Source organism: Bacillus sp. CGMCC 1.60114 (genome assembly GCF_042676365.1).
GTDB lineage: Bacteria > Bacillota > Bacilli > Bacillales > Bacillaceae_G > Bacillus_A > Bacillus_A rhizoplanae_A.
Window position 1 is genome coordinate 1 of sequence record NZ_JBHTHG010000064.1, and the last position, 2,615, is coordinate 2,615.

The 2,615-nt window shown below is 35.7% G+C and carries 2 protein-coding genes and 2 pseudogenes; 3 read left to right on the top strand and 1 reads right to left on the bottom strand.

The window, feature by feature from the left end; translation table 11 throughout:
* Nucleotides 1-451: 451 nt before the first annotated feature.
* Together ACFQZ1_RS26705 and ACFQZ1_RS11010 are read left to right on the top strand one after the other, a co-directional pair.
* Nucleotides 452-625, top strand: a pseudogene (locus ACFQZ1_RS26705) (tubby C-terminal domain-like protein); the annotation flags it as partial.
* A gap of 524 nt (nucleotides 626-1,149) precedes the next feature.
* Complete coding sequence (locus ACFQZ1_RS11010; protein WP_377882240.1) at nucleotides 1,150-1,467, top strand: NIPSNAP family protein; 318 nt, start codon at nucleotides 1,150-1,152, stop codon at nucleotides 1,465-1,467.
* A gap of 178 nt (nucleotides 1,468-1,645) precedes the next feature.
* Here ACFQZ1_RS11010 and ACFQZ1_RS11015 read toward each other — a convergent pair whose 3' ends face one another.
* Nucleotides 1,646-2,266 (bottom strand): hypothetical protein, encoded by a 621-nt coding sequence (locus ACFQZ1_RS11015; protein ID WP_377882241.1) that lies wholly within the window; start codon nucleotides 2,264-2,266, stop codon nucleotides 1,646-1,648.
* Between the two features lie 232 nt (nucleotides 2,267-2,498).
* Between ACFQZ1_RS11015 and ACFQZ1_RS26710 the strand changes: the two are divergent.
* Nucleotides 2,499-2,615: pseudogene (locus tag ACFQZ1_RS26710) on the top strand (tubby C-terminal domain-like protein); the annotation flags it as partial.

Here is a 2,615-nt window from a genome sequence, read left to right on the forward strand (position 1 = left end):
TTTATTTGGCATGCTCATTTTTAAGGATAAAAAGTGTTTTAAGGGTTTTTTAGTTTATTTGAACGAAAGTTCATTTTGTTTCCGTTCTTAAGTTGATGGGCATGGGGTACCGCCAGCATTTCGGAAAAAAACCACGCTAAGCAGTTTTTGACATAAAAATAAATAGTTTTAATAATGCTAGGAGCATGCAGGATCTTATATAGTTTTTGGCTAATCCGGTAACAAACAGGAACACAAAAAACCGTACCAGTGCGGCATTGTATAAAATCCTGCATATTTCATAATATCAAAGAGTAAGAGAAACCTTTGATATAAAAAGATTTATACCAAAATCTTGCTACCTATAATGTTACGTTATGTCAACCGAGCATGAATATCATATTCAACCGAAATTACACAACATACCAATTATTCCAAATGATACAATAAAGAAAAAAGGAGAAATATTAGTATGAAGAAATATACATACTTACCTCCTAAGATAAAGCACTCTACTAAATCGGTTGATGTTATGGATCAAGTTGGAAATAAGGTATTCACATTTAAAAGAAATTACAAAAATATACTAACAAGAATGACAACCTATGTATGGGATATTGATTGGAACGTTCAAATCGATGTTTACTGTTCAGTGATAATAATGTTTTAGACCGGAACCCCTTATGGTACAAGAGGTCCCGATCTTTTAAATCACCAGGTAGTTGAAAATTAGTTTTAGACTATACGTCAGAATGAAGCAATCCATTGATCTCAACTAAATAATAAAGTATTAGACTGCACCGCCTCATTGTACTATCGTACCCGTTAGCGTAATAATATACTATTCATGCTCATGCTATATCTAAAGATTTCAAAAGTAAGAGACATGTTTCTTTCCACGTTCATTTATTTTTCCAAAGAGGCTCTACTTCGTATTTTAAAAAATGTATAACATCATCAGTTATCATATCACAAATAGAAGAATCCTTTGAATTTTCATAAATTACGAAATGACCTGCTTTAAACTTATTCTTTTCAATATACTTGCATTAGTCGGGTTATTATTTATAACATTTATTTCCAAGGGTCGAAGATTACTGGTAAAATAACTGAGAGTAGGCAACGATCAACGAAAAAACTCTACGATTTACAGAAAGCGAGGGAATGGGCATGCTTTACGAGTTGCGCATTTATACCATGCATGAGGGGAGAATGGAAGCGATTCTGCAACGTTTCAGCCAGCATACACTTAGTATTTTCGAGCGGTTGGAAATAAAGGTGTACGATTTCTGGATCGATCAGACGGGGCTTCCGAAGTTGTATTACGTGATGGAATATAAGGATATGGAGGAACGGCAACGGCTGTGGGGTGCGTTTCTACAAGACCCGGAATGGATCGAGGTGAAACGCAAATCCGAGGAAAGCGGGCCCATACTGGAGAAGATTGAGGAAATATTTATGAATCGGGCCGATTTTTTTATACGATAGCGCGTTTGGCACTTGCCCCTCAACGGGATAATACAGGAACGGAGCTTACAGCCTAGCCGGCGGGCTCCGTTTTTGATTTAGGGAGTCGTCTCAACCGTTATTGTTACTGCCACACATGAGGCGATTATTACACTATCGAACCCGTTAGTTTAACCAAAAAGCCAACATATGATTGTAATTACATATCATAACGTTTTAACATACGCTCTTCCATCTCCACTTCTGCATACCACTCAGCCATGTCAGCGCCATAATCATCCTTTGTATACTCGAATCTTGCTGCTTCCACTTTTTCTTCCAGACCCTCGATATGCGGAGCAAAGAACTGAATCGTTAACTCATAGCAAGTTTGGATTTTAACTGATAACTCAAGCATTTCATGTGATGTCATGTTAATCTCGTAATGTGTGAGTTGATTCCTAATTTTATTGATAAAAGCAATTACTTTCTTATATGTAGAGTCAACTTCGTATTCACAAAGGAATTCAGCTCTGTCCATTGCTTCATTTAAAGTGACTGTTTTTAAATTGGGGGCTAATTCAAAAATATTTGTTTTTCCCTGCTCAATCATTTTCTTTTTTGCTACCATATATTTATCTAAATCACTGAAAACAAGATACTCATTCCTTTGGCGCAACAAAAGTTTAAACAAAATTTCTACTGCATGATTAAGAGACAAAACAGCGTCTTTTAAACAATGCTCCATGCCAGTGCCATCATGTAGCGCATGTATTTTTTCAATACTCAAGTAAGTCGCTTTTAAAGAGTCTGTACCATTATCTAACAGGCTGTATCTCAACTTTAATTCATCTCCTATAACAACTCTATTTGACCTCTTAAACAAAGAACCATGTTCAATATGGTTATTCTTGAACACATAGTGCAGTTCAGTATTCCTTAATTCGTGAAGACCCTCTCAATTCCTTTCAATGACGATACCTTTCACGAAAACTGCCCGTTAGCTTAACTCAGCTGCCAGTCTACAACTTTATTATTCAGTCTAATACTATATTATTTAGTCTAAAACTTTATTATCTCTGGACATTTACTCCAACGATGGAGATATAATTTATCAGTGCAAGAAGACCAAATGGTTAGGAAATCCTAAGTATAAAGTTATTAACTGTCTGACGAGTGAAGAATATGAA